24 protein-coding genes and 1 pseudogene are annotated in these 23,916 nt (G+C 63.5%); 13 read left to right on the top strand and 12 right to left on the bottom strand.

Features of this window, described 5'->3' with window-relative positions; genetic code table 11:
- Window positions 1-209 (bottom strand): annotated as a pseudogene (locus ACFCU0_RS11180) (hypothetical protein); the annotation flags it as partial.
- Between the two features lie 424 nt (window positions 210-633).
- Here ACFCU0_RS11180 and ACFCU0_RS11175 point away from each other — a divergent pair.
- From ACFCU0_RS11175 to ACFCU0_RS11160, 4 genes are read left to right on the top strand one after another with little or no spacing between them, the layout of a single operon-like run.
- Window positions 634-1,245: an SCO family protein gene (locus ACFCU0_RS11175; RefSeq protein ID WP_434973756.1), complete on the top strand. Its 612-nt coding sequence runs from the start codon at window positions 634-636 to the stop codon at window positions 1,243-1,245.
- Window positions 1,246-1,285: 40 nt separating this feature from the next.
- Entirely contained in the window at window positions 1,286-1,795 is a 510-nt protein-coding gene (locus ACFCU0_RS11170) for a copper chaperone PCu(A)C (RefSeq protein ID WP_434973755.1), read from the top strand.
- A gap of 34 nt (window positions 1,796-1,829) precedes the next feature.
- Window positions 1,830-2,555: a sulfite exporter TauE/SafE family protein gene (locus tag ACFCU0_RS11165; RefSeq protein WP_434973754.1), complete on the top strand. Its 726-nt coding sequence runs from the start codon at window positions 1,830-1,832 to the stop codon at window positions 2,553-2,555.
- Between the two features lie 32 nt (window positions 2,556-2,587).
- A complete protein-coding gene (locus ACFCU0_RS11160; protein WP_434973753.1) occupies window positions 2,588-2,989 on the top strand; it encodes a copper-binding protein in 402 nt (133 codons plus the stop codon).
- 23 nt (window positions 2,990-3,012) lie between these two features.
- Here the strand turns inward: ACFCU0_RS11160 and ACFCU0_RS11155 are convergent, their stop codons facing one another.
- The 4 genes from ACFCU0_RS11155 to ACFCU0_RS11140 form a co-directional block, all read right to left on the bottom strand.
- Window positions 3,013-3,744 carry a CPBP family intramembrane glutamic endopeptidase gene (locus ACFCU0_RS11155; RefSeq protein ID WP_434973752.1) on the bottom strand — a complete coding sequence of 244 codons (732 nt, stop codon included), beginning with the start codon at window positions 3,742-3,744 and terminating at the stop codon, window positions 3,013-3,015.
- Window positions 3,745-4,181: 437 nt separating this feature from the next.
- Window positions 4,182-4,784 carry a hypothetical protein gene (locus ACFCU0_RS11150; RefSeq protein ID WP_434973751.1) on the bottom strand — a complete coding sequence of 201 codons (603 nt, stop codon included), beginning with the start codon at window positions 4,782-4,784 and terminating at the stop codon, window positions 4,182-4,184.
- Between the two features lie 622 nt (window positions 4,785-5,406).
- Window positions 5,407-6,411, bottom strand: a complete 1,005-nt coding sequence (locus ACFCU0_RS11145) for an SDR family oxidoreductase (RefSeq protein WP_434973750.1) — start codon at window positions 6,409-6,411, stop codon at window positions 5,407-5,409.
- A gap of 62 nt (window positions 6,412-6,473) precedes the next feature.
- On the bottom strand, window positions 6,474-6,989 hold the full coding sequence (locus ACFCU0_RS11140) for a biotin/lipoyl-containing protein (RefSeq protein WP_434973749.1): 516 nt from the start codon (window positions 6,987-6,989) through the stop codon (window positions 6,474-6,476).
- Between the two features lie 140 nt (window positions 6,990-7,129).
- Here ACFCU0_RS11140 and aat point away from each other — a divergent pair, with 140 nt between their 5' ends.
- The 8 genes from aat (at window position 7,130) to ACFCU0_RS11100 (ending at window position 15,012) form a co-directional block, all read left to right on the top strand.
- Window positions 7,130-7,747, top strand: coding sequence for a leucyl/phenylalanyl-tRNA--protein transferase (aat, locus tag ACFCU0_RS11135; protein ID WP_434973748.1), 618 nt, complete (start codon window positions 7,130-7,132; stop codon window positions 7,745-7,747).
- 127 nt (window positions 7,748-7,874) lie between these two features.
- Complete coding sequence (locus ACFCU0_RS11130) at window positions 7,875-8,888, top strand: N-acetylmuramoyl-L-alanine amidase-like domain-containing protein (protein WP_434973747.1); 1,014 nt, start codon at window positions 7,875-7,877, stop codon at window positions 8,886-8,888.
- A gap of 81 nt (window positions 8,889-8,969) precedes the next feature.
- Complete coding sequence (gene pfkA / locus ACFCU0_RS11125) at window positions 8,970-9,953, top strand: 6-phosphofructokinase (RefSeq protein WP_434973746.1); 984 nt, start codon at window positions 8,970-8,972, stop codon at window positions 9,951-9,953.
- Window positions 9,954-10,114: 161 nt separating this feature from the next.
- The gene (gene ubiE / locus ACFCU0_RS11120) at window positions 10,115-10,852 is read left to right on the top strand and encodes a bifunctional demethylmenaquinone methyltransferase/2-methoxy-6-polyprenyl-1,4-benzoquinol methylase UbiE (RefSeq protein ID WP_434973745.1); all 738 of its coding nucleotides are present in this window, start codon (window positions 10,115-10,117) and stop codon (window positions 10,850-10,852) included.
- Between the two features lie 250 nt (window positions 10,853-11,102).
- Window positions 11,103-11,951 (top strand): 50S ribosomal protein L11 methyltransferase, encoded by an 849-nt coding sequence (gene prmA, locus ACFCU0_RS11115; RefSeq protein ID WP_434973744.1) that lies wholly within the window; start codon window positions 11,103-11,105, stop codon window positions 11,949-11,951.
- A gap of 395 nt (window positions 11,952-12,346) precedes the next feature.
- Window positions 12,347-13,318: a Ppx/GppA phosphatase family protein gene (locus ACFCU0_RS11110; RefSeq protein WP_434973743.1), complete on the top strand. Its 972-nt coding sequence runs from the start codon at window positions 12,347-12,349 to the stop codon at window positions 13,316-13,318.
- 132 nt (window positions 13,319-13,450) lie between these two features.
- Window positions 13,451-14,572 carry a P-loop NTPase gene (locus ACFCU0_RS11105; RefSeq protein WP_434973742.1) on the top strand — a complete coding sequence of 374 codons (1,122 nt, stop codon included), beginning with the start codon at window positions 13,451-13,453 and terminating at the stop codon, window positions 14,570-14,572.
- 149 nt (window positions 14,573-14,721) lie between these two features.
- Window positions 14,722-15,012, top strand: a complete 291-nt coding sequence (locus ACFCU0_RS11100; RefSeq protein WP_434973741.1) for a NifU family protein — start codon at window positions 14,722-14,724, stop codon at window positions 15,010-15,012.
- Window positions 15,013-15,130: 118 nt separating this feature from the next.
- On the opposite strand, the gene ACFCU0_RS11095 is transcribed toward ACFCU0_RS11100, so the two are convergent.
- The 7 genes from ACFCU0_RS11095 to ACFCU0_RS11065 all read right to left on the bottom strand — a co-directional run bounded on the left by ACFCU0_RS11095 (window position 15,131) and on the right by ACFCU0_RS11065 (window position 22,939).
- Window positions 15,131-15,898 carry an outer membrane beta-barrel protein gene (locus tag ACFCU0_RS11095; protein ID WP_434973740.1) on the bottom strand — a complete coding sequence of 256 codons (768 nt, stop codon included), beginning with the start codon at window positions 15,896-15,898 and terminating at the stop codon, window positions 15,131-15,133.
- 160 nt (window positions 15,899-16,058) lie between these two features.
- Window positions 16,059-17,393 (bottom strand): tetratricopeptide repeat protein, encoded by a 1,335-nt coding sequence (locus tag ACFCU0_RS11090; protein ID WP_434973739.1) that lies wholly within the window; start codon window positions 17,391-17,393, stop codon window positions 16,059-16,061.
- Window positions 17,394-17,548: 155 nt separating this feature from the next.
- Complete coding sequence (locus tag ACFCU0_RS11085; protein ID WP_434973738.1) at window positions 17,549-18,763, bottom strand: M20/M25/M40 family metallo-hydrolase; 1,215 nt, start codon at window positions 18,761-18,763, stop codon at window positions 17,549-17,551.
- A gap of 71 nt (window positions 18,764-18,834) precedes the next feature.
- Window positions 18,835-19,119: an STAS domain-containing protein gene (locus ACFCU0_RS11080; RefSeq protein WP_434973737.1), complete on the bottom strand. Its 285-nt coding sequence runs from the start codon at window positions 19,117-19,119 to the stop codon at window positions 18,835-18,837.
- Window positions 19,065-20,561: a GNAT family N-acetyltransferase gene (locus ACFCU0_RS11075; RefSeq protein ID WP_434973736.1), complete on the bottom strand. Its 1,497-nt coding sequence runs from the start codon at window positions 20,559-20,561 to the stop codon at window positions 19,065-19,067. The genes ACFCU0_RS11080 and ACFCU0_RS11075 overlap by 55 nt, the downstream gene beginning before the upstream one ends.
- A 122-nt stretch (window positions 20,562-20,683) precedes the next feature.
- Window positions 20,684-21,928 (bottom strand): M20 metallopeptidase family protein, encoded by a 1,245-nt coding sequence (locus ACFCU0_RS11070; protein ID WP_434973735.1) that lies wholly within the window; start codon window positions 21,926-21,928, stop codon window positions 20,684-20,686.
- A 78-nt stretch (window positions 21,929-22,006) separates the two neighbouring features.
- Window positions 22,007-22,939, bottom strand: coding sequence for a DUF58 domain-containing protein (locus tag ACFCU0_RS11065; protein WP_434973734.1), 933 nt, complete (start codon window positions 22,937-22,939; stop codon window positions 22,007-22,009).
- A gap of 262 nt (window positions 22,940-23,201) precedes the next feature.
- On the opposite strand from ACFCU0_RS11065, the gene ACFCU0_RS11060 reads away from it, so the two are divergent.
- Complete coding sequence (locus ACFCU0_RS11060; protein WP_434973733.1) at window positions 23,202-23,861, top strand: CBS and ACT domain-containing protein; 660 nt, start codon at window positions 23,202-23,204, stop codon at window positions 23,859-23,861.
- Window positions 23,862-23,916 lie beyond the last annotated feature (55 nt).

Here is a 23,916-nt window from a genome sequence, read left to right as displayed (position 1 = left end):
GGACCGTTAATCCGGATGCGCCGGGGCACCGCCTCTCGCACAAACCCCGGAGGCATGGTTTCAGCGGAGTCTGCCGGCGGAGACGCCTGCGGAAGCATGGGCCGGTCCGAACCGGTGCGCGAGGCGTCCGATGCACACCCGACGACCGTGAGAAGAAGCACCCCCAGCAAAAAGGTAGTCCCGGAAACGGACCAAGGGCGCGACGACATGCCTGCCGCAGGTTCGAATGTCGGGCCGGCGGTAGACGCGGTGTGAGCGGCGCGCGCGCCATGCACCAAACGATTCTTCCGGCGCCGAACGGACGTAAATGAGCGAATGGTCAACAGGGGAAGAGGGAAATGGATCGATAAAAGGCAAACGACATCGCAACGGGTCGCGCCCACTGCCGCGACATGACATCACGTGATGATTCGGAAAGGGGGCCGAGACGCAAGGCTCCGTTTCACGTCTATTTCTTGCGTAAAAGGGCTCTATCCGGAGCGGGTTCGGTTCATGTAAGCACCGCGCATCACAACCGGATCGTCCACGCGGCCTCGACCGGGCTAATCGGTCCTCGCTTTGGCACCGAATGCGCAACGGCGTGATCATCGTTCCCACGATACTTCGCGCACCCTCACATCTGCTCGATTCACCATGAAGAACGACAGTGGTGTTTCTCCGATCCCCGGCAGCCTGAAAGTGATCGCTGCCGCCGTGCTTGCTGCTCTCCTGCTCGTGGCGTGCTCCGGCGACAGCCTGCCGGTTCATGAGGATCTGAGCGCGGACCGGTTCCAGCTGGTCAACCAGGACTCTTCGCACGTCACGTTTCCGCAGGACTACGCCGGGGAAATCCTCGTCGTCGGGGCGGTCTATACCCAGTGCCCGGACGTATGCCCGCGGATTACAGGCAAGATGGACGAGGTGCGTCGTCGCCTGGACAGCCCGTCGGACGTCCGCTTCGTAACGCTCACCTTCGATCCCCGACGCGATACGCCCGCCCGACTCCATGCCTACCGGTCCGCGTTCGGTCTGGAAGATGCAAACTGGCCGTTCCTGACCGGTTCGCCGGACACAATCGACGCGCTCATGCAGCAGCTTCAGATCAAGAGTGAAGTCTCGTCCGGCGACACGACCGGCACGTACTTCATCGACCACACCGACCAGATCACGCTCGTGGACTCGCGCGGTCGCGTTCGATACCGCTACCACGGCAGCGGCACACCGCCGGAGTTGATCATCGAAGACATTCAGAAACTCCGCGGATAGGCCCTGCACGACGCGTTCCGTCCCCCGATTCCCACCGTTTATGTACGTCTCGACACGTCGCCTGATTACCGCACTTTCCCTGCTGACCGCCGTTGTCCTGTTTGCCTCGGGGTGCGGATCGGACGAGTCCTCGGAGTCGCAGCAACCAACATCGGCCGCGCCCACGACCCCGCAGCGCATGGATGTGCAGTCTCTCTGGATTCGCCCGGCTCCCGTCGGCGGCAACTCGGCGCTGTACATGAGGCTCGTCAACGGCACGGCGGCTCCGGACACGCTCGTTCGAGTGTCGATGTCCGAGGCGGACACTGTGGAAATCCACGAATCCTACCAGCGAGACGATGGAATGACGGGCATGCGCCCCATCGGCCCGCTCCCGGTAGCGCCGAAGTCGAACGTCGTCCTCGAACCGGGCGGCAAGCACGTCATGCTCCTGAATCTGAAGGAACCGCTGGTGTCAGACTCCACTGTGGCCGTCCGGTTGACCTTCGCCCGGGCGGGCATGCGCCGCGTTCAGGCGTCAATCCAGAACACGGCACCGTCCGGCAACTGATCCGCACGTCTTTTCTCATCGATCGGGAGCGGCCATGGACTGGTTTTTCGGCGGACTCGCATTCGGTTTTTTCGGCAGCGTGCACTGCATCGGTATGTGCGGGCCGCTTGCTCTGAGTCTTCCGGGCGCCACCGCGGCACGCGGCCGATATCTTGCCGAGCGCCTCCTCTACAATGTCGGCCGAGCCGTTACGTACACGACGCTGGGCGGGGCCATCGGTGCGCTGGGAGCGCTCGTTTCGCTGAGTGGCGTCCAGCAATGGATCTCGATCGGTATCGGGATGCTCATGATCCTCGGCGCGCTGGTGCCGTGGGTAAGCCGGCGTGTCAGCCGCCTGGAGCAGGTACCTGCCCGCTTCCTCGGCCGCGTCATGAAGCCGATCCAGTCGCTTTACCGCCGCGGCGGCTTCGGCGCCATGCTGGTCGTCGGGTTGCTTAATGGTCTTCTCCCCTGCGGCTTCGTCTACGCCGCGCTCGCGACGTCTGTCACGGCGGGCTCGATCTACACCAGCATGACGTTCATGGCCGCCTTCGGACTCGGAACGATTCCAGCGATGTTTGCCGTGAGCATGATGGGGCGACTGGCAAGTGCCACGTGGCGCGTCCGGCTCCAGAAGCTGGTACCGATCGGGCTCGTGATTGTGGGCACGCTCCTCGTGCTCCGCGGCCTGTCGCTCGGCACCCTGCTCAGCCCGGACCTGAAGGAAGCGATGTTCTCTCCTGGCACATGCCGCTTCCTTCCGTTCGTGGATCCGGCATAAATCGAACGTCCCCTTCCGGCCTCCGATCTACCATGCTTTCGGTTTCCTTACGCTTCGCCCTCATCGCTCTTCTCCTGGCGCTGCCCACTACGTTCGGAAGCGGGTGCCAGTCCGAAGAGGCCCCGCGGGAGGTAACACGCTATGAAGACGTGCGCGGCCGATTCATGGGCACGGCGAGCGGCGGACGCGACGTCGTTATTCACCACGAAGCCATCCCCGGCGTGATGCCGGCCATGGTGATGTCGCTGCCGGTTGCTCGCACTGATGAAGCCGACGCCATCGACATCGACCAGCCCGTCCGGTTCGACCTGATCGTTGAAGGTAGCGAGATCCGGGTAGAGGGCCTGACCGCGCTGCCAGACACGACGACCCTGGATCTGCCTGCGCCGTCCGATGCCGACACGACCCATGCGGATGCGTCAACATCTGCCTGAGCGAGCCGCTGCGTTCCAGCCGTTTACCCGATCGCTCCGCTGTAGATGTACCAGCCGAGGCCGATGGTAAACGCGAAACATCCCCAGATGCCGTGCTCAATCGAGACCTGGAGCGTAGATCCAGTTCGTGAATAGGTTCGGGCGAACCAGACCCCGCTCGCGGCCGTCATGAGCGGGGCCACCCAGTTGGCAAAGATGATGTGAGCCAGGCCGAAGGCCGCACCGCTCGCCACGATCTTCGACCAGTTACGGGGGAAGAGAGCGTCGTAGCGGTGAAACAGGAAGGCGCGGAAGATGACCTCCTGCGGATAAACGGACACGAAGGGGTAGGTCACCATGATCGCGATCCAGACCTTCGGATACGCTTGCGGAAAGGTGAGCAGCAGATCCGGCCGAATCACGCCAAGGGCAACCACGACGACGGCCGCTCCCGGGATGAAATAGCCGATCGCGCGCACGACCCGCCGCTTGAATCGACTGCGGTTCCATAAGCGAGACCGGTCGAAGGCTTGATCATGCCACAGAATGGCGACACAGAATGCAGCGAGGAGCAGCAGCGTCGGCACGATCATGCCTTCGAGGGTGTGCCGCTGGGTGAAGAGAAGCACCGGTAACCCAGCGAAGAGTGCCAGAAACTCGATGATAAGATACAGGCGGCTGTTCGATTCCGGCACGAGCGGCGCGGCATCAAACCATCGCTGTGTCGCACCGGAACTCGACATCGACGGATCGGCAAGGGCGTGGCGATCAGGCATGCGCAAAGAATCCTCCGTCCTGGATGAAATAAGAAACCGACGAGGAAGCAATACATCCTCCACGGTTCGTACATAAAGGAATACGATCCAGGCTGCCGATGTGTGTCTCCTTAGATAACATCGTTGCATCTAGAACGATCGATTGGTCTGGGTCAGACGTGTTCAATCATGCACGCCGCCGGCTCAGCCGGGCCCCTCCTTCTGCCCAACGGTCTCTGCAGCGAAAGACTCTGGGATGCGTTCATACCCGAGCTCAGTCGACCGTACCGTGGAATACCGTAGCACGCAATGACGAGATGAAGTTTCGCCGCGGGGGCAGGAAAGTTGGGTCGACCCGAGCAAAGAAAAACGCTCAGACCCGGACGAGTCTGAGCGTTTGGTATGCGGAAATAAAACGAAACCGCCCGCGGTTTGACGCCGCGAGGGAGACGTGCTACCTATAACAGTTTGATGGTACTGACCGGGCGTCCGAAGAGCTTCACGTCGGCATCGGTGCGTTCCGCCAGCGACGGCGTCCCACCCATGTCCCACATCACCGTAACGTAGTCCCACTGGCCATTCAGAAGGGCGGCGTAGCGAGCAGACGACGTTCCGTTCGGTGCGTCCAGTTCCTGCGGAAGGGCTCCCTGCGCGTCGACCAGTTCTATGACGGAATGGTGGTATGGCGTGACGAGGATGTATGCAAGCTCATTGGCGTCACATTCTTCCTTCAGCAGGCGCGGCGTAACCGTCTCCTGCAGCCCGGTCGGGCGCAGGCGCCGCGACTGCAGCCGGTAGACCGGCATCGTAATCCCGTCCGTCGACGCACCAAGCCCCTGTTCCTCTTTCCACTCCTCGATCGCGTGTTCGATCGGGAGAAGCCGGCGGTTGGTCAGATATCGGTTCTGGAGCGCCTTGCTCACGCGAGCCGGCTTCAGTCCCGTAGCTTCGCAGAACGCACGCTGGGTACCAAAGTGCTCGTCGATGAACGCCAGAATCTGGTTCCGGCGCTCCTTCAACTTTTCAATCGTTTCCGTCTGCACGGTCGTATTCAGGGACACGGCAGTCTCGCGGTTAGGAATAAAACAAGATCGGTCGCCCCGTTTCCTTATACCCCGGGCCTTAGCAACCAAAACGTACGAATCATCGTGACAAAAATCACGAATATGACCGAAGTGGAAATAACTTTCCATTCGGTGCAAGCACCCGTGATGCACGCAGGCCCGCTTCTTACAGCCGATAACACCGCACTGCAGCGACCCCACTGGCGGGAGCGTCGACACCCTGCCGCGGCGCCTGTTGTCAAGCGCCGGGCGGGGAGAACATCGACCGGATCCGCATCATGCTACGTATCGGGCGGGCCACTGGGGACGAGGCCTCCTGGGTCAGTCGGAGCGTTCCTAAGTGGAACGGGGACGTGTCCTCCGATCTGTATCGTACGTCGCAGCAAATCCCGATCCACGAAATCGCGCGGCGGATCTGCCGATCGAAACCGCTATCCTCATCGGTCGCAGCGGGGAAGATTCCGGGGGCTCCTGTCTGAGCGTGGGTATCTATGCTTTGCCGGTGTCATCTGGATGAAGCCAGCTGTTGCGATATTTGTATAGTTTATATGAACCAATCCGGTATTTGTTGAGAACCGGGTGCATTGTTGCCAGAGGCAGCGTCTCTGGGCGTTTCGGCCTAGTCGGGCGTATGTGGTGCACCACCTACCGCGGCCGCGATGCGTCGGGCGGTGACATCGAACGGTCGGAACGAGCAGTTCAGTTCAGTTCGTGCGCGCTCGTTGCTGTACATGAGCCGGCTCGTACTCGTTCGGACGTGGTCGCGTGTCAGAAGGGGCCGGGTCCGTGTCACGAATGAGACAGTTTCTGCAACGACGGCGGCGGTTTTCAGGAGCGCGGGTGGTAGCGTCCGCGAGGGAGGGGGTTCTCCGAAAGCGCGTGCCAGGCTCCCGATGATCTCCCGCCAGGAGAGATTTTCGCTACCAAGAAAGTAACGCCGCCCGGTTTCTCCCCGCTCCATGGCGTGTCGCATTCCCGCAGCGACGTCCCGAACATCGACCACGTTGCTACCGCCGGGCGGGACGGCCCGCGCCCAACCCGAGCGCACGGCATCCACGATCCGGCGCGTGCCGTGTCCCTTCCGGCCCGTTCCAAATATGAGTGACGGGTTGACGATCACGGCGTTGAGTCCCTCCGCAATTCCCCGGTGAACCTCCAGCTCGGACTCGTATTTCGACCGTGCGTACGCCGATCGCTGCTCGTCATCGTTCCATCGTGTCCGTTCGTCAATCGTTGTACCCTCGGCCGGCCGACCGAAGGCAGCCATGCTCGACGTGTGTACCAGGCGGTCCACCCCGCGCCGGTGCGCCGCATTCACGACGTTGCCGGTACCGTCCACATTGACCTCGTGGAGCGCGCGGCTCTCGCCCGGCCCGAACGCGACCCGCGCGGCCGCATGGTAGACGTTCGAGACCCCGTCCATGGCTTGAAGAAGGGACCGGGCATCGCGAAGATCACCGACGGCATGCTCCACGTCGTCGGCCAGCGGACCCAGGATCGATAGATCGGAGGACGACCGGCGAAAAATGCGGACCGGCACACCCGCCTTGACGAGCTGCCGGACCAGTTCGGAGCCGAGCAGTCCGGTAGCACCGGTGACAAGGGTACGGGAGGATGCGTCCATCAAGAATGGGGACCGCAGAGAGGCTGAAAGACACGCTGAACGAGACGAGCCGACGCGAGATCTTACTCTTCTCCGTCCGCCTCGATCTCGATAAGAAGGGCGTTCTTATCGACAGCGTCTCCGGCCGATGCGTGAATCGCGGCGACACGGCCCGACGACGGCGCCTTCAACTCATTCTCCATTTTCATCGCCTCAAGAACCAGAAGGCCCTCGTCGGCTTCCACGGCATCGCCCACAGCCACGCGCACGTCCAGCACCAGACCCGGCATGGGGGCGCGGACGTCTCCCCCGCCCGCTCCATCCTCTTCCAGGCCGAACTCTTCCATCAGAAGGGCCCGTTCGTCCTTCACCCGAACCGCCGTGCGCCGGCCGTCGATGGTGACGCGATAGGATCCGTCATCCGTGGGCTCAACGGACACCGGGACGCTTCGACCGTTGAGGATCAGAGACACGTAGCCCTTGCGGATCTTTCGGAACGAATACTCCGTCGGTTCGCCATCGATGAGAAGTTGACCGTCATCGAGCGTAACGTCGACAGCGCGATCGCCAACGAGAGCCTGGTACGTGCGGCTGGACATGAGAACAGAAGGAGTGAACGGGACAGGACCGACCGGGTGCAAATAGGCAACCCGTGCGTCACGAAGATACAAACTCTGCCGGTCTTTCCAAGTTGGAAATGAGATGAAGCCGATGATTCCTCTTTACCGACTCGTTGTCTGTGACCGAACGTGACTTCCTGACGCCGGATCTGCTTCTTAGGGCCTACGCAAACGGCGTTTTCCCTATGGGCGATGACGACACGGGAGCCGTTCGCTGGTACGCCCCGAACCCTCGTGGCATTCTCCCACTGGGCACCTTTCACGTACCCGACAATCTGGCCCGCCGGGTCGAACGCGGCGAGTTTTCGATTACGAGCGACCGAGCCTTCGACGAGGTCATTCGCGCCTGCGCGGACCGAACCCGAACGTGGATCACCGCGCCCATCATTCGCGTCTACTCCGAGCTTCACGACCGGGGATTCGCTCATTCCGTAGAAGCGTGGCAGGACGGCGAGCTTGCCGGCGGTCTGTACGGCGTCGCCCTCGGCGGTGCATTCTTCGGCGAATCCATGTTCTACCGCGTCAGCAACGCCTCGAAGGTTGCCCTGGTACACCTCGTCCGGCAGCTCCGCGCCGGGGGCTACACGCTGCTCGACACCCAGTACTCCAACCCGCACCTCGAACAGTTCGGCGTGGTCGAAATCCCACGGGAAGAATACGAGCAGCGCCTCGCTGATGCCATTGGCATGAATCCGACCTGGTGGCCCGTGAACGGTGAGGATGCAACGGGCGACTGAACTCGTTGCCATCCACTGACGCCCATGCTCCCCGTCGCACGCGGCCGAGATCAATCCGAAGCGCCTCCCCGTCCTGCCAGGTCGCGATGGAAACCAGCGCTTTTTCCTCCAACCGCCTCGCCTCTCCATGCTTCGCCCCGTCCTCCTCGTCGTGCTCACGCTCTCATTGCTGGTAGCGTGCGGCTCCGACGGCAACGATGATGCGTCCAGCCCGGGCGCCACCGGCACTGCCTCCACGCCAACGGTCAGCGTCTCGCGTGCGTCGTCATTCGACTCGCTCGACCTGCCGGACGACGCGCTCACCCCGCCTGGCGACACCACCGCCGCCCGGTTTGCCGCCGCGATGGCGGTCGCCGACAGTCTCGACCTCGGCCGGAGACCGATCGGGGAGATCATGCAAGTCCTCGGCCAGACGTTCTCGGGAGCACCGTACCACGAGGGCACCCTCGACGAACCAGCCACCGAGCGGCTGGTTGTGCGATTCGACGGCTTCGATTGCGTCACCTACGTGGAATCCCTCCTCGCCATGGCCCGCGGCGTAGCCGTCGGCGACACCTCCTACGCCGGCTTTGCACGACGGCTTGCCCGCATCCGGTATCGCGCGGGCCAATCGATGGGGTACTGCAGCCGGCTCCACTACTTTTCCGACTGGATCCGGGACAACGACGCGGCGCGTTTCGTTCAGGACGTGACGCCCTCGTTTGCGAGCCGCACGTTCCGCGACAGCATCGACTTCATGAGCACCCACCGACCGGCGTACCGGCGGTTCGCAACGAATGACAGCCTGCTCACCTGTGTGCAGGACGCCGAGACCGACCTCGCGGCGGCAGCCGCGGCACGGCCCCTCCGGTACGTCCCACAGGACTCTATCCGCGCCGTGTATGATCAGCTGGAGGCGGGCGACGTGATCGCCATCGTGACATCGGTGGACGGTCTCGACATCGCCCACACCGGCCTCGCGTACGTCCCCTCACCAGGGGAAACGCCGGAGCCGACCGCGGGCAGCGTTGGCCTGCTGCATGCCTCCCTGTCGGACGGCGTCGTGGTTTCGCCCGATCTTCAACGGTACGTTCAACAGATCGGACACATGATCGGTATTGTAGTGGCGCGACCGCAACCGGTCGAAGCATCGTCGTCCTGAGCCCCGTCCGTCGCCGTCTCGACCGGCGCCGGCTCCTGCGCCTGCGAAGCCGTATGGTTTCTTCTTTCCCTGACTCTCCCCATGCAAGACATCCAGCACATCGGTGTGTACACGAGCGGCGGCGACGCCCCTGGCATGAACGCCTGCCTTCGCTCGGCCGTGCGCACCGCTCTCGCCAATGACCTTGAGGTGACCGGGATCCGACGAGGTTACGAGGGCATGATCGAGAATGATTTCGTGGAGATGGATCGGCGGTCGGTGTCCAACATCGTCCAGACGGGCGGGACGATCCTCAAGAGCGCTCGCTCAAAGGAGTTCGAAACGGAAGCCGGGCGGGCACGAGCGGCTGCCAACCTCGAAGACAACGGGATCGACGCACTCGTTGCCATCGGCGGAGATGGGACGTTCCGCGGGGCCTCGAAGCTGCATGACGAACACGGCATCGCCATCGTCGGATGCCCCGGCACGATCGACAACGACCTCTTCGGGACGGACACAACGATCGGCTATGACACCGCCCTCAACACGGCGATTCAGAACATCGACCGGATCCGTGACACCGCAGACGCACACAACCGGCTTTTCCTGATCGAGGTGATGGGACGCGACGCCGGCTTTATCGCCCTCAACTGCGGCATCGGCGGCGGGGCCGAACTCGTTCTGATCCCGGAGACAATCACGGAAATGGACATGATCAAGGAGCGGATCCTGTCGCTCATGTCCGCTCAGCGCCGCTCCACGATCGTCGTCGTAGCTGAAGGCGACGAACTCGGCGGCGCTCGCGGCATCGAACAGGCGCTTCGCGAGGACCCGTCGTTTGACGACATCGATCTACGCTCCGCCATTCTCGGCCACACCCAGCGCGGCGGATCGCCAACCGCAAGCGACCGCGTCTTGGCAAGCCGCCTCGGCGTCGCTGCAGTGGAAGCTCTGCTCGACGGACACACGGACGTCATGGTCGGCCTCGTCAACGGCGAAACGAAGCTGACCCCGCTACGGAACGTGTACAGCCGGAAGAAGTCGATCGACTACGACCTCCTGAAGCTCACGCAGATCCTGAGTTGACGGAGACGCGGTCGAAATCCATCGAACGCTGGCGTGCCGATAACCATCGCGAGCCGACGTTACAGCCCTGGTATTCATCGCGGATTGGTGGATCCCCTCTCGGGCGATAGACTACGATCTGTATCCTGACGCTCTCATTTGCACGTCCCAACACGCGAACGATGTCGCAGCAATCCCCGCCGATTGGCGAAGTTGAGGGAAAGGCGGAGCACGTCGAGAAGATGTTCGACACGATTGCTCCGCGATACGACCTTCTCAATCGGGTGCTCAGCCTGGGCATCGATCAGTACTGGCGCTGGCGCGCCCTCCGGCAGCTGTCGAATGAACGCGTAACTCGCCTGCTCGACGTTGCCACGGGAACGGCGGACGTGGCCATCATGGCCGAGCGCATCCTTCAGCCCCGTACCACGCTCGGCGTCGACATCTCGGCTGAGATGCTGCGGTTCGGTCGTCACAAACTGGAGCGGCTCGGTCTATCCAATCGGATCTCGCTCGTTCAGGGAGACGCCGAGTCGATCCCGGTCGAAAACGACCGGTTCGACGCGGCCGTCGTCGCCTTCGGGGTTCGCAACTTTGAGGATCTCGACGCCGGCCTCAGGGGTATTGCACGAGTCATCCGGCCGGGCGGGTCGCTCGTCGTCCTGGAGTTCAGCCGCCCACGCACCGTCCCGATCAAGCAACTGTACGCGCTGTACTCGAAACACATCCTCCCCCGGATCGGAGGAGCGGTGAGTCCCGATGCGGGCGCGTACCGGTACCTCCCCGACTCCGTCGCCGCATTTCCCGACGGACCGGACTTCCTCCGCCGGATGGAAGCGGCCGGGTTCAGCGAGACCGTCTGGACGCCCCTCACCTTCGGCATCGCATCCCTGTACAAGGGCACATTGTCGCCTGCATAGGACCCGCCCGCCTCCTGCGCGGCTCGCCACCCGTCCCACGCGGGCCTTCCGTCTCCCTGCTTCTTTAGGAGGCCTCGGTCGATGCCGCGCAACCCCATGATCCACGCCGGCGCGATCCGACCGCGGCACGCATGCCGTCACCGATAGTGATTCCGGTCCGGACCGTGTATCAGCTCGGCCCCCGCACCACCCCGGCGTCTGTACGTCTCGACGCCGGTCCTCATTTTTCTCTTCGCTTTCCCCTCCGCTTGTGGGTACCATCGAACTTCGCATTCCCGTCGCCCCCGAACACTACGACGCCGTCGTCGCCGAACTTGAGGCCGATGCGATCGGGTTCGTGTCCGAGGACGACGCCTTGCACGCCTTTCTCCCCGCTGAGGCGTGGTCGGACGATCGCACCCACGCGCTCCTCGCGTGGCTGCATGAGCGGGAATGGTCAGTAGACATCGCCACCAGCTTTCACCCGGATACGAACTGGAACGAGAAGTGGGAGTCCACCATCAAACCCATCGAGGCCGGACAGTTTCTTATTCGCCCGACCTGGTGCGACCCGGTTGAGCAGGCGGACCGGCCGTTCGAGCTGATCGTCGATCCGAAGATGAGCTTCGGGACGGGCTATCACCAGAGCACGCGTCTTGTCCTTCGTCTCCTGCCGGACGTCCTTGAGCCGGGCGATACCTTGCTGGATGTCGGCGCGGGCACGGGCATTCTGTCCATTGCCGCCTGCCGCCTCGGAGCCGACCACTGCGTCGCTGTGGACATCGACCCGAACTCCATCGAAAATGCGGTCGAAAATGCCTCGCTCAACGACTGCGCGGACCGGATCGATGTCCGGCGCGGATCCATGGATGCGGTCGACGAGACCGGGTTCGACGTCATCCTCGCCAACATCAACCGGAACGTGCTGATCGACCTCCTCCCGGCGTTCGCCGAAGCCAGCGCGCCCGGCGCCCGGTTGATCATGGCCGGCCTGCTCCAGAGCGACGAGGACGAGATCACCGAGCGGGCGGAAGCGACCGGCTACGTAGTCGACGAAGTTCGATCGGAGAACCAGTGGATCGGCGTCCGACTTCACCTGAAGGATACCCCGACGCCCTGAACCCAGAACATCGAACGCTGGACGGGGCTGTGCAACCGGCAACATGGGTTACTCTTTGCCCCGGCAACATAGGTAACACGTTTCTATCTCGGTCAAGGATCGCTGCAACGGACAGAGACGTCGAGTGCACGCCTTCGTCGGGGTTAGAATGCAACCGTACAAGAGGTCGACAATCTGCCGTTTAGGGCGAGATACAACACATCGGATGACGCAGGCCCCCAAGAGCCATCGGTCCGGTCCATTCACGATTGTGTCCCGTAGGGCGCGGACCAGACCCCCGGGGCGAGCGCACAAGCCGTTTCGAGTGTAACCCATGCTGCCGAAGTGATCTGTTACCCATGTACCCGGGTAGTACCCTCTGAACGTTGGACCCTGAACCCTGAACAACCCCGTCCATGCGTATCGCAGCGATCGACGTCGGCACCAACACCGCCCAGCTGCTGGTCGCCGACGTGACGGATGACGAAATCGAGCGTGTCCATGTGGCGGAGCGTTTCGTGCGACTCGGGGAAGGCGTGGATGCGTCCGGTCGGATCGGCGACGCCGCCCTCGATCGACTCATTACCACGCTCCGCGAGCACCGCGAGACTGCTGCCGATCTTGGTGCGGACACCGTCCTCGTCGCCGCCACGTCCGCGTCGCGGGACGCTGCCAACCGTGACGACGTGGTTCGGCGGGTCCAACAGGAGACCGGCCTCCGGTATGAGATCCTTTCGGGGGACGAAGAGGCGACCTGGAGCTTTGCTGCGGCCACAGCGCCGTTCCTCGATCTACGTGGCCCGTGTCTGGTTGTCGACGTCGGCGGCGGCTCCACCGAGCTGGTTGCCGGCACCGACCCCGCCGGCCATGCCCCGCACGCGGAGCGCGCCATCACGGCGCGTGTCAGCCTCGACATCGGCTGCATCCGCTTGACGGAGCGTTACTTTTCCGGGCAGCCCCCCGAACCTGGAGAAGTCGACGCCGCCCGAGATGCGATTCACGAGGCACTGCATCGCTTTTCCCTCACCGGAGCGGCCACTGATGCCGTCCCGGCGCCAACGCTTATCGGCACCGCCGGGACGGCCAGCGCACTCGCACGTGTAGACGCCGGCCCCGAGAGTCAGCTCGACCCGCTGCACGGTGGCCCGCAGGCGCTGCCTGCCGAACGGGTTCGATACTGGCGCGACGAAACCCTGTGCCGGACCGTTGATGAGATCCTCGACCTGCACCCGGAAGCGATGAAGGGACGCGCTCCGGTCTTTCCGGTCGGGGTGCTCATTCTCGACGCCGTCGTACAGCACACCGGCGCCGACACGCTGCACGTCAGTCCCTTCGAGTTACGCCACGGTCTAATCCGTCGTACCATGGCCGGGCGCGCACCGGCGTAGCCCGAGTTTCCGTGTCCCTGAGGCCGCTCGCCACAGTCTGTATTTGACAGATCCCACACGGCGTCAGAGGAACAATGAACCCGGCCTCTGGTGGCAAACGGTGCCGTTATTTTCAACCCGAACGCCGGTGTCATGGGTGTAACCAGCCAAGAAATCCTCCAGGCTCTTAAGAAGGTCATCGAACCGAAGCGCGACGAGAACATTGTCCGCCTCGACATGGTGCGCAATCTGAACGTGGAGGGGGAGACCGTCTCCTTTACGGTGGTTGTCAAGGACCCTGGCTCCGCGTTTGAAAAACAGGTTCAGGAAGCCTGCCGTCGTGTCATTCACGAGGAGGTCGACCGCGGGTTGACAGTCAACGTCGAGCTCGACAATGAGATGATCTCGCTCGGCGATGACATCTCCGTCGGCGATTCCAGCGGGGAAAAGCGGCAGCAGACGAGTGGCGGCGTGCAGAATACGATCGCGGTCGCCAGCGGCAAGGGAGGCGTGGGCAAAAGCACGGTGGCCGCGAACCTGGCCCTGGCCCTCGCCGACGAAGGCTACAACGTCGCGCTGGTCGACACCGACATCTACGGCCCGTCCGTCCCCAAGATGATGGGGATGGAAGGGGAGAAGCCCCGCGTGAATGACGAGCGCAAGATCGTCCCGCTGGAGCAGCACGGCATCAAGCTGCTGTCCATGGGCTTCATGGTCGACCCGGAGAAGGCGGTCGTCTGGCGCGGGCCGATGGTCACCAAAGCCGTGCGCCAGTTCCTCGGAGACGTCCACTGGGGAGACGTCGACTACATGATCCTCGACCTGCCGCCGGGGACGGGCGATGTCCAGCTGACGATCGTCCAGACGATCCCGCTTACCGGCGCGATCATCGTATCCACGCCGCAGGAGGTCGCACTTGCGGACGCCCGTAAAGGTGTGGCGATGTTCGACAATGTCGACGTCCCGGTCATCGGAATCGTCGAGAACATGGCGTACTTCACCCCGCCGGATCTTCCCGATCGCAAGTACTACCTGTTCGGCCGCGGTGGCGCGCAGAACCTGTCCCGGGACCTCGACATCCCGTTCCTCGGGGAGGTCCCGATCGAACAGATCGTTCGCGAAAGCGGTGATGACGGCCTGCCTGTCGTCCGGTCGCACCCGGACAGCGCCTCGGCGGATGCCTTCCGGACCCTTGCGGAGCGGACGGTCGAACAGGTCTCCATCCGCAACGCGGAGATGGATCCGACCCAGAAGGTCGAAATCCTGTACCGGTAGGTGCACCGGCACTTCCCCGACCCGTTCGATCGGCCGGACCTTTTTCAGGGGCTGCCCGATTCCAATGGGTGCAGCAAGATCCTTATGCATCGGACCGGCACATCCTTCTCCGCTCCCTGCATCCTCGTTCTCGCGACTGGTTTTAACTCATGACCGAATCTGTCTCCCCTACCGCCTCCGATCCGAACACCGATCCGGAGCTGCGTGACCAGATCGAAGAAGCGCTCGACACCATCCGTCCGTACCTGATGGCGGATGGCGGATCGGTCCGCCTTCTGAACATCACCTCCGACTACGTTGTCGAGCTCGAACTGCTCGGCGCCTGCGGATCCTGCCCGATGAGCACCATGACGCTACGGGCGGGCATCGAGCAGACGCTCAAGCGTTCGGTACCGAAGATCACTCGCGTCGAGGCCGTCAACGCAACCGCGACGCCGTAATTGCTATCCCGGCCGTGCATTCGACCGTTGCGGGGTGCGAAGGTCGACGCACGAATCGTCCTCGCCCCGTCACTTCTCTGCCGGTACGTGCCGTCTGCACGCCCGGCCCACGGATACGTCAGTCCCCGAACGTAGCCAGCCGGATCGTCGCCCCGAAGCGGATGGGATAATACCGCGTCGTCGTGACCTCCACGCCCCCTGAGAGATTCGTGGGCGCGGCTCCGTAATCCCCGTTCTGCACGACGATGTAGCGGCCTTCCACGAAGAAGCCGTAGGTGTCGTTGATGTCGAAGTCAATGCCGATCCCCGCCGTGTAACCGAGGTGCGTGTCGATGACCTCGTCGCCCGTGAGCAGGACGGGATCTCCTTCCGCCGTCTGCGCCTCAATAATCTGCCCGTCTACGTCCCGAAATGTGGCCGGCTGAAAAATGGAGTGGTACATGCCCACACCCGCCAGGAAGTACGGTTTAGACGGAATGTCGGCACTAACGACGGTGTACCGGAGCCCGAGATAGCCGTCTACGAGGGCCAGGGTGCCATCATCCACACGCGCCGTCGCCGCGTTGATCCCTTCGCCGAAGAAGAGCAGCAAGTCGGACTCGTTCGTGGTGAACCGATCGAATCCCGCCCCGAGCACGAGGTCAAGACCCGGCAGGGAAACCGGAAGAAGCTGAACGCCGACGTCCAGGCCGAGGTTGGTGCCGGAGCCCAGGTAGGCGTCCAGGTTGTCCGGCTGCGTCATCACGATTCCGCCGGCGCCGACCCGCAGTGTCAGGTCCCGCTGGGCCGAAACGGACATCGTACTCACAAGGAGCAGCAAAACGAGCACGAACAACGGCCGCGAGAGCGACGCGGCACGGGAAAGCACAGCCGAGGAGGGTTGCATGAAGGTCGGGAAACGGTCGAAAAGAGTGGATTCGTAACGTACACATCAAACCGGCAGAGGACAACCGGCAATGCGTGCGCCGACGGCGACCGGCCCACGATGTGTTGCGTTTCTCGTTATATGTTTAACACGCCGGGGGCCGCTCATGCCTATGCCGATTCTACGGGTCCCGGACGGCCTCAAGGGAAGAGGGCGGACCCGCGGGACCAACCTGCATGTGGAGAATGGGGCGGAGATGATCCAGGCGACGACGCGCGTACGTAACAAGATCCGTCTCAGCGCCGGCCGCCTTGTTCAGGTATAATCGATAATACCGGGCCGCCACCCGCTTGTCTCGATAGTAATCGTCGTAGAGTTGAGCTATGCGAAAGAGAATCTCCGCACGCTCTGGTTGCAGCTGCCGCGCCATACGAAACGACGACAGCGCCGGCGACAAATCTCCGCGCGCATCCTCGGTCTGCGCCAACTGCACATAGGCGTCGGTGATCGGGCCGCTGGCAGCGACGTCGATCGCCTCTTGAAGCAAGGCAGCCGAGCGGTCCAGGCTGTCGAGGTGACGGTAGGAGATGCCGAGATACAAACGCGTCCGCGCGGAGGTCGAGTCGCGTGCCAGTGCGGCTCTCAGCCGGGGCACGGCCTCCGCATGACGATCTCGCCCGGCCAGAACGATGCCAAGTCGGCGGTAGACCGTGGCCGACGAATCGCCATAGGCGAGCGCCTGACGGTACGCGGACGCCGCCGTTCCGAGGTCGCTGTCCTCAAAGGCAAGGTTCGCACGGCGGCGCCAGAGCCTTGGGTCCGTCGCCCGCACGTCAAGGGAGGCGTTTACAACGCGGACCGCTTTGTCGCGAACGCCGACGGATCGCAGAAGGGCGCTCAACCGGAGCGCCACATCCACGTCATGCGGACGAAGCCGATGGGCGGAATACAGGTGGTCCATGGCCTCGCCGGTTCTCCCCCGTTCCTCATAGCATCGGGCAAGCCTGGCGTGCCAGGTCGCGTTGGTGGAGTCTGCCCCTACCAGCGCCTGTAAATGGTGCGATGCTTCGAGCCAGTCACGGTCCCGCATCGAGAGTCGCGCGAGCGCGTCCCGGGTGGCGGTGTCGGTCGTGTCCGACCGGTGGAGGTGACGGTATATTTCTCGCGCCTCCTGGTATCGCGCGTGGTGAACGTAGGTATCCGCCAGCCGCCGACCCAGGGACGATGCCCCGGTGCGGTCATACCCCTCGTAAAGAACGGCTATCGACCGCGCCTCCGCCCCGAGTTGCCGGTGCGTGCGCGCAAGCAGATCCACCCATCGAACGTAACGAACTGTGTCGGACATTACGCGAGATGGTATGCGCGCGGAATCGGACAGGCTCACCACGCGCTCGTGAGATCCATCCGCAAAGGCCTGCCACACACGCTGATACGCCGCCTCCATGGCGTCGGTCGATCGGGCACTACGGGACTGCTGTGCACAAACCGAATACACATTGATCAAGGTGATCAACATGAACAACAGATAGAATGAAGGTCCGGGTCGAGACGACATGCCAGCGAGCGGTTGTCATTAAATACTATATCTATAGTATTGCCGACACTCGGACATGATCCGGTGCACGAAAATGGGTCTCTGTAAGGGGCCGCGTCGACCTGTTTCCCGCCGGGTTACGCTCCCCCTTTGACCGGGGTCATGAGCAGAAGTGCCAGGAGTGCGCAGCGGCGGACGGTGGCGTCGATGCTGGCGAATTCGTGCTCGGCGTGCGCGCCGTCGCCGACCGCCCCCAGCCCGTCCAGCGTCGGCGCGTACTCGCTGGTGAAGTTGCCGTCGGATGCCCCCCCGGCCCGATCCTCTTCAAGCGGCTCGCCCATGGCTTCGGCGATCGCCCGGGCCGCATGCCAGAGGCGACGATTGCCGGGCGTGCGTTCCATCGGCGGGCGCTCAACCCCGCCCCGGATTTCAACGCGGATCCCCTCCCCGACGTGCTTGCGCACACGCGATCGGAGCAAGCGATCCACGCGATCTGCGTCATTCTGCGTGACGACACGGACATCCACGCCCAGGCGCCCGAACGGCTCACCCGTCCCCGGTCCCTGTAGCGTACCGACATTTACCGTTGTGCCGCGCTCCGCGTCGTTCAGGTCGTGGAGAAGCTGGACGAGGTCCACCATTTCCGTGACGATGGTTTCAGTGGGTGCCCCGGACGGGTGGAGGAGAATGGCGTACTCGCCGGTCCCCTTCCGCGCCGTCTTAATTTTCCCGTGCAGACCGAGGCCTGGCTCCGTCACGAACACGCGCGAGGCACAGCGAGCCAGTCGCTCAATGTGCCGCCGGGATTCGTGGCTCCCGATCTCTTCGTCCGACGTGATCAATACGACAGGATCCGCGGGCGGCTCAAGGTCCAGTGCGCGCAGGGCGCGAAGGGCGAACACGATCGTCGTCAGACCCGCCTTCATGTCGAAGACGCCGGGCCCGCGCAGCGCCCCGTTCCGACGCACGACCGGCATGCGGTTCACGGTGCCCAGGCTCCACACCGTATCGACGTGTCCCAGCATGAACTGCACGGGGTGATGACGGCGCCGGCCCATCGGCCGAGCGTAGAGACTTCCGGCCGTCTCGGTCCCCGGTAGGTGGTGAGAGATGAGTCCCGCCTCTTCGAGCCCCCCCGCCAGATGGTCGAATGCCGGGCCGAAGGTGTCCGGATTGGTTGACGGCGTCTCGATGCGTACCAGCGTCTCGAGAAACTCGACGTACGCCTCCTTGCCCGACTCCACCGTCGCAACAACGGCGTCCACCACATCAGGTGAAAGCCCGGCGACAAACGGCTCAGACGGGGGGGACAGATCGGCTCCGGAGGAGGGGACCACGGATTCTGGGTGCATGTGCAACGAATCGAACGATAACACGCCAGCATGTATACGCGGCAGCGTCCGTCCCTTTCCCGGCCGATCCGTCAGACCGTCGCATCCGTATGAATTTCGAAGAGCCCGGTCAGGTCCAAGACCCGCAGAATCTCCAGCACCATGTCCGACGGATTGCGCAGCGTTACCTCCTTCCCCTTGAGTTGAAGGCGATGAAGGTGCGCGATCCCTTCCGTGTCGGCGATGCGCGAATGGCGCAGGTCGATTACCACCCGGTCGGACGAATCCGCGAGCCGGGCGATGTACCGGCCGGTCAAGAGATTCAGGTCGCGGTTGACTTCGACGGTGAGCTCATTTCCATCTCGGGTGTGGTGCATGACAGTTCCTGCTCGATCAATGATTTCAGGTCGTGCGAGAGGTCGGAATGCACGATGATGTGGTCGAAGTCGAGCTCCACGAGCGGTCGCTGCATCCGCAGGTAATCGCGACTCTGGTGAAAGCGCGGCATCAGCCCGGACAGCACGAATCCGTGTTCGCGAAGCTGATGGACGAGGAAGGGCGTGTGCGGGTCATCGATCGGAATGTCGACCATGACGACGATCACATCATCCGACACGTCGTCGATCGTCTGCTGGACCTGGGCGGCGATGTCCGCACCGGGCTCCTGGACGACCAGCACCATGTGACGGAATCGGTAGGAGATACGGGCGTCGATGACCGCTTCGCTGCCCGGCGGCGGGGTGGCCGGCTCCATGTCGGGCGCTTCGACCGTCGCACCCAGCGCCTCGTAGATGTCCGTCAAGAGGGGCTCATATGGCAGCGGGAGGAACGGTCGCACCACGTCGTAGGGCTGCAGCGGCCGCATATCGATGATCACAGAGATCGGCTGCGGATAATCGCCCACCAGCCCGTGGAACCGCTGGGCGGGGAAAATCCCCAGCAGCAGCGCGGTCGACTCCATCTGGAAATGCTGGTTCACACGCTGACTGATGTCGTGGACCGTCACCGCCTCCCCGAAGACGGTCGACATGCCGCGCGCCTCCGCCTCCTCGATCAGCATCTCGAGCATGCGCGTCATCAGGCCCCGCCGCCGGTGATCCACGTCGACGACCGCCTCCCCGACCTCCCCGATGTTCGAGTCCGTTGACTTCAGCACGGCAAACATGCCGACCGCCCGACCCGACGGCGTCCGGGCAATCACGCCGAACTTCTCGTCCTCGCGGAGCGCCCGACGGATCTTCTCGGGGTAGTACAGCTCTTCCTTCGCGTAGGTATACCCGTAGGTCCGGTAGATGAGCTTTGCCACATCGCCGGCGTCCTCGGGCGTGATGGGCTGCAGGTCATACTCCCGCCTTCCATTCTCGGAAGGTGCCGGCTGCGGGTCGCGCCGGAGAAGCTCGGACACGTGGGTCGCTTCGATTTCCTGCACCAGCCGGAATTCTTTTCCGTTCCGACCTTTGTTCAGGAAGGCGAAGTCGTCCACGAAGTGCTTCATGACGGTAAAGCCGGCCCCGTCGAAGTTGCCCTCCTTTCTCGCGCGTTCCGCATCGTACACGTAGCGCGATGGGTCGAACGGCTCCCCCTGCTCCGCGATGATAATCTCGACGGTCGAAATATCCCGGCGAAAGGTGACGTCGAACGACTCCTCGTGACGCGGAAAGGCGAACCGAACCACATCGGTGACAACCTCCGTGACAGCCAGCGACAGCGCAAGTGCGCGCTCCTCCGACAACCCGGCATTCAACCCCCATTTGTAGGCGAAGTCGGCCGTCGGGCCGATCACGCTCGGGTGATTCTGAAGCTGCAGGTGCAAATCCATGGCATCCCCCCTCGATGACATCCGGGATACGGCGATCGGGTGTTATGCAAAGGTTAGCAGAACCGGCCCGTCGCCGGTGTCCGTCAATCCCTGATTCTATCGTGGGGGAAACTCTGCAGATTCTACGACCGCGCCGGCTCGTTTGCTGTGTGGTGATAACCGCAAGACCACGCCAGGTACGCCATGAAACCGGCCCCGGCGCGCAGGGCTTCTTCGTCGATGTCGAATCGCGGCGTATGTAGCCCATGCGTGATGCCCTGCTCGGGATTCCCGACGCCGAGCGTGAAAAACGTGCCGGGACGGCGTTGCAGGAAGTACGCAAAGTCCTCGCCGGCGTACCAGGGGTCGAGGTCGAGCGTCCGATCCGGCCCGGCGTACGTCAGTGCCGCCTCTCGCACCACGGCGGTGGCGTCGGGGTCGTTGACGAGCGCCGGATAGCCCACCTTCAGATCGACGTCGGCACTCGCTCCGTGTGCTTCTGCGGTCCGGTGAATGATGCGTTCGATCAGGCCGTGCGCCTGTCTGCGCCAGTCCTCGTCCATGGTGCGAAAGGTGCCGGCCATCCGGGCGGACTCCGGGATCACGTTCGTCGCCCCGTCGGCCATGAGGCGCCCGATCGTCAGAATGCTCGGGACACCGGGCGGGGCGTGGCGGCTGACAAGGGACTGCAGGCCGACGACGATCTGACTGGCAACAAGCGTTGCGTCCGCCTTAAGCTCGTGCGGGGCGGCAGCGTGTCCCCCCTCGCCGTGAACCGTCACGTGCACCTCGTCGGCCGATGCCATGAACGGTCCCGGCCGCACCCCGATTGTGCCGGCAGGAAGATCGGGTCGCACGTGCTGCCCGAACACATAGTCGACGCCTCCCCCCGGTTGCCCGTCGCCGCCGTCGAACGCGTCCAGGACGCCCTCCTCGATCATAAACTTGGCGCCACCGGGGATCACTTCCTCGCTCGGTTGGAAGCAAAACCGGATCTGCCCGTAAAGATCGTCGCGTAGCTCCGCCAAGATCGCAGCAGCGCCCAGCAGGGACGCGGTGTGCGCATCGTGCCCGCAGGCGTGCATCCGGCCGTCATGTTCGGAGGCAAAGTCCAGCCCCGTGGCCTCCCGGATCGGGAGCGCGTCCATGTCGGCGCGTAGCAGAATCGTCGGCCCGGGGGTAGCCCCCTTGAGGCTGCCGACGACGCCGGTTCCGTAGATCCCGGTGCGCACCTGCAACCCGAGGTCCCGGAGCGTGTCCGCCACCAGCGCGGCCGTCTCGTGCTCCTCCCGTGCCAGTTCGGGGTTGCGATGAATTTGTCGTCGCCAGGCGACGACGTCTGGGTAGGTCTCGTCGGCGAGGGACCGGACACGCGTTTCCATCGTCATGCAACTCGCAGTTCTGAAGCGGGGGGTAAGAGGAAAGCGGCGACAGCGCAGGACCGGCCGTGCCTCATATGAGACGACCTACACGAGGCGTTTTCGCTTGTCGAGATAAGCCTTGAGGGCGGTATCGTACGGCTCGTTTGTATCCAGCTCCACGAAGTCGATGTCGTGCTCCAAACAACGACGCCGGAAGGTGTCTGAGAAATGCGTCACCGCCTCTTCGTAGTGGTCGCGGAGCTGCGCCGGCTGAAGGGTGATTTCTTCCCCCGTTTCCACGTCCCGAAACAGCATGGGACGGTCGGGAAAGCGAAAGCGACGTTCCGTTTCCCCTTCCAGCACGTGAAACACTATCACCTCGTGCCGCCGGTGACGCAGGTGCCGTAGCGCCCGGAGGAGATCCTCATGCTGCGCCACGTTTTCGAACAGATCGGTGATGACCACCACGAGCGACCGCCGGCTGATCCGTTCTGCCACCTCATCCAGGGCGGACGCAGCGCTCGTTCGCGTACCGGTGGCGTCCGACAGCGCGATGCGATCGAGTTCGACCAAGAGGGGTCGAAGGTAGCCCGGCGTGGCCTTCGGTCGCCGCATCGTGTGCACGGATTCGTCGAACGCGATGAGCCCCGTCGCGTCCCGCTGCTTGAGCATCAGGTTGTGCAGGGCCGCCGACAGGTACGCGCCGTACGCCAGTTTGCTCACAGCACCCTGCCCCTGATAGTGCATGGACGGAGACGTATCGAGCACAACGTAGTGACGGAGGTTGGTCTCCTCCTGGTATCGCTTGATGTAGTAGCGGTCGGTCTTCGCGTACACCTTCCAGTCGACGTGGCGGAGTTCGTCCCCGGGGTTGTACGGGCGATGTTCGGCGAATTCGACGGAGAATCCGTGGTACGGGCTCCGGTGCAGACCCGTGATAAACCCCTCGACGATCAGACGCGCACGAAGCTCCATGTTGCCTAACTGGGCGACGGACGCAGGGTCAAGGTAGCGAAGGGCATCGGGAGCGTCGGCCATAAGCTTCGGAAGCGGCGCGGTGGCGGCGAAATGGGACCTGGTTGGAATGCACGCCTCCTCCGGACCCGGCGTTCCCCCGAAGGATGCGTCGATGAACCCGCCGCCGACCCCGACCCGAACCGACGTCACGCTGCGTGACGAGTTCGAGCGCTGAGTGCGTCCAGGCACTTGAACCCGGAGTGGGAGGGGCCGTATCTTTCGTTGCCCGCCGGAAGCGCTTGCGGCTCCTTCGCCTGCCCATATTCCTTCGACCGGAGTGCCCATGCTTGTCCAGGACGTGATGCAGCATCCCGTTGTCACCGTGACACCGGACACCTCCATCGCGGAAACGTACCGCATCATGCATGACCGGCGCATTCGGCACCTGCCGGTCGTGGACGACGGCGCGCTCACGGGCATCGTCACGGATCGCGACCTGCGCTACTCCACCAGTGACCTGCATCCCTCCCCCGTCGAGTCGGAGGCCCCGGTCCAGCAGATTATGACCGACTCCGTCATTACGGCGGGGCCGCTAGACCCGGTGGAGGAGGCCGCTCGCCTGCTTCGGGCCCGCCGGATTGGATCGCTCCCCGTATTGGACGGGGACGAACTCGTCGGCATCGTCACGGTCACGAATCTGCTGGATGCAATCATCGACCTTACCGGGCTCAAAAAGCCCGGCGGACGCCTGGCCATCTCCCTCCTCGACGAGTCCGGACAGCTGGCACGGCTCACGAACCGTGTCGCAGAAGCCGGCCTGGACATCCGGTCGGTGCTGACGTACGACGAAGCCCGCACGACCGGGCCGGAAGAGGACCCGGGGGCGCCTACGTCCCGTCTCCGCGTGATTCTCCGCGTGGACACGCTGAACGTGCGAAACCTCGCCCGGACGCTCCGAGAGGAGGGGTTCGACGTCGTATGGCCCGTCCAGAAGCCTTCCTGAACGATCCAGAAGCCTTTCTGAGTATAAAAAGGCTATCGTAGGGCGCCGCAGGCTT

This window comes from Longibacter sp., from assembly GCF_051155795.1.
In the GTDB taxonomy this organism is placed as follows: domain Bacteria; phylum Bacteroidota; class Rhodothermia; order Rhodothermales; family Salinibacteraceae; genus Longibacter.
This window is presented reverse-complemented; position numbering and strand designations above follow the sequence as displayed.